General features: G+C 69.2%; 2 protein-coding genes and 1 pseudogene. All 3 read right to left on the bottom strand.

The features are described from left to right. Positions 1–204: pseudogene (locus tag AC5L30_RS32950) on the bottom strand (replication initiator); the annotation flags it as partial. Next, a complete protein-coding gene (locus AC5L30_RS32945; RefSeq protein ID WP_494872176.1) occupies positions 194–487 on the bottom strand; it encodes a hypothetical protein in 294 nt (97 codons plus the stop codon). The gene AC5L30_RS32945 and the pseudogene AC5L30_RS32950, both read right to left, overlap by 11 nt. Continuing rightward, on the bottom strand, positions 487–1,326 hold the full coding sequence (locus AC5L30_RS32940; RefSeq protein ID WP_494872177.1) for a helix-turn-helix domain-containing protein: 840 nt from the start codon (positions 1,324–1,326) through the stop codon (positions 487–489). Before AC5L30_RS32940 ends, AC5L30_RS32945 begins: the two co-directional genes overlap by 1 nt. Positions 1,327–1,341 lie beyond the last annotated feature (15 nt).

Raw genomic sequence — 1,341 nt, 5'->3', positions numbered from 1 at the left:
GGCGACCTCGCCCGAGAGGCGGATCGGGTGGGAGCAGCCCGCGGCTGCCTTGACGTGGTCGAGCCAGTCGAAGACGTTCGGGTCGGTGGCCCGGTGGAACGCGGACTCATCCCGACCAACGAAGCCGGTCGACGAGGTGGGCCGGAGCCCCGGACCAGCAGTGGTGCACCGGTCCGGGACAACGGTCATCACATCAGCGGCCACGGGTGCGGGCCGCCTTCATCGGGAGGTGCTGGACGGGGCCGGTGGCGAACGGGTTGGGTCCGTCGAAGATCCGGCCGAGCAGGGACGCCACGGGTGCGGGCAGGTCGGCCCGGTGGTGCTCCCACAGGTAGATGTCGCGGATGAGTTGGTAGGTCTTCGGCAGCTCCAAGCCGTCACGAGCGGCGAGGATCTTCAAGCGGCCGATGAGTTGGACCGGTTCCCAGCCTCGGACAAGGCGGGGTTGACGCCACCGGTAGGCGGCGGGGGTTGGGGTGGTGGTCATCAGGCCACCGCCCGCAGGCCGGTCGTGATGGGGATGGCGGTTTCGGTGATGCTGTCGAGGCTGGTCAGGTAGGACCGGGACAGCGGGCCGTCGGTGAGTGCCCTCAGGTGGATGACGGGGGCGAAGGCGGCGGGGCATCCGTCGATGCCGGTGCGGACGATCAGGTCGTCGTCGATGCGCAGGATGGTCGTGGCGAGGCTGCCCGGGTAGTGGCAAACCGTGACGCCATGCGGGGTGAGAGGTTGGTAGGTGGCCTCTGCGGCGATGGCACGGGCCTTATCGAGGGGGTTGGGGGTGACCTCGGGGTCGGCGAGGATGATCCGGACCTGGACGCCCTGGTTGGTCTTGTCGACCAAGAGCCGGGCGAGGTTGGGGATGAGGTCCGGTAGGCCGGGGTCGCCCATGATGGTGATGCGCCGCTGGGCTTCGGCGAACAGCCGGGGCCAGAGGTCGGCGGGGACGGCGGCACGTCCAGGCCACATGGCCAGGAGTTCGTCAGTGCCGGAGATTTTCGAGGCGCGGCGGCCGTGGATGGTGGGCCACAGGTAGGTGACGTCCACGTCGAGTAGCCGCGCGGCCTGGTAGGCGATACGCGGATGCGGGGTGCGGTTGCGGCTGCCGATCCACCGTTCGACGGTCTTCGGATCGACACCCAGCTTGCCGGCGAAGTCCGCAGGGGACTCACCGAGGGAGAGCAGTAGCTCTCGGAGCCGTTCGTTGCAGGGACTGGTAGCGGTGCGGGTGTGGGAGTGGACGGTAGGGCCGTAGTCAGCGGGAGACAGATGCGAGCGAGAGCCCGCAGGCGAGTCACACGACGCCTCGACAGGGGTCGACGCCACCCACCGATGCCCGTT

The sequence above is a fragment of the Micromonospora sp. BQ32 genome (assembly GCF_059358895.1).
The sequence above is the reverse complement of the archived record's forward strand: the minus strand, read 5'-3'. Positions and strand labels throughout refer to the sequence as shown.

What these genes read in the sequence shown, in the direction of transcription:
- AC5L30_RS32945 (WP_494872176.1), bottom strand. Translation starts at nt 487, where the DNA reads ATGACCACCACCCCAACCCCCGCCGCCTACCGGTGGCGTCAACCCCGC.